The sequence below is a fragment of the Pseudomonas sp. TJI-51 genome (assembly GCF_000190455.2).
In the GTDB taxonomy this organism is placed as follows: domain Bacteria; phylum Pseudomonadota; class Gammaproteobacteria; order Pseudomonadales; family Pseudomonadaceae; genus Aquipseudomonas; species Aquipseudomonas juntendi.
Map to the genome: position 1 here is coordinate 72,913 of NZ_AEWE02000117.1, position 1,154 is coordinate 74,066.

Here is a 1,154-nt window from a genome sequence, read left to right on the forward strand (position 1 = left end):
CCAGACATGAGGCACCTCCCTCCGAAACGACTTCCGTTGTACCAAATGATTTGAACTATACGCTGGCCGCAGCGGCTGTCAAACGATCCGACGACTCTTGTCCGCAGACGACAATAGTCTGCAGAACGAAAATCCTGACCTTTGTTTATAGGTCAGGTCGTTGAGCAAGGCAAAGAAGCCCCCTCTCAGCCATAACATCGCATTCGGACTTGTTGTGGCCGAGCTACGCCGAGGGCGTCGTATGTCGCAAGACAAGCTCAGTGAAGCCTCGAACTTCGACCGCACCTCCATCAGTCTGCTTGAGCGCGGCTTGCGCTCGCCGACTCTCGATACCGTCATCTGCCTCTGTCGCGCATTGGAAATCCCGTATAGCCAGCTCGCCGTGTTGATTGAGGCGAAGCTGGAACAACTGCATGCGCAAGAAAAACCTCAGCCTCGCTGAAGGCCTGGAACTCTACCGAAGCAAGATCTCAATCCTCAAGAAAGGTTACGCCCAGGAGAGCTATCGCATAACTCATATCCTGAGATCGCCGATCGCCGCAAAAACCATGCGGGAGATCTCCAGCCCGGACATTGCCGACTACCGTGACGATCGCCTCAAGCAGCTGAACCAAAGAACCGGCAAATCGATCTCGCCGGCGACGGTTCGCCTGGAAATGTCGTTGCTCTCCAACGTATTCGACATCGGCCGTATCGAGTGGGGCACCTGCGATGCAAACCCCGTGGCGAACGTGCGGAAGCCAAAGTCTCCCCCCGGCCGGGACCGTCGTCTCTTGGCGAGGGAAGAGCGTCNNGCGTCTAATTCTTCGCTACTGCCATGGCCACCAAACCCAAGAGCTCTACTCGATCGTCATCCTGGCCCTGGAGACCGCCATGCGCCAGGGAGAACTCCTCAAACTGGAGTGGGAGCACATCAACCTGCGGAACCGTATCGCCCACCTACCGGAGACCAAGAACGGATCCAAACGAGACGTCCCCTTGAGCATTAAAGCCAGGGACGCGCTGATCCGCCTCGGCGTTAAGTCGAAGGGCCGCGTCTTCAGCTACACGAGCAACGGCTTCAAATCGGCCTGGCGCATCATGATGATTCGCCTCGGCATCCAGGATCTGCACTTCCACGATCTGCGACATGAGTTCTCCCAACATTGCAAATG

At 56.8% G+C, this 1,154-nt stretch carries 2 protein-coding genes; both read left to right on the forward strand.

The features are described 5' to 3' along the window. Positions 1–160 precede the first annotated feature (160 nt). Complete coding sequence (locus G1E_RS22480; RefSeq protein ID WP_009685663.1) at positions 161–442, forward strand: helix-turn-helix domain-containing protein; 282 nt, start codon at positions 161–163, stop codon at positions 440–442. A gap of 269 nt (positions 443–711) precedes the next feature. Beyond that, a partial coding sequence (locus G1E_RS29810; RefSeq protein ID WP_256220455.1) for a site-specific integrase occupies positions 712–1,154 on the forward strand: 443 nt, incomplete at its 3' end.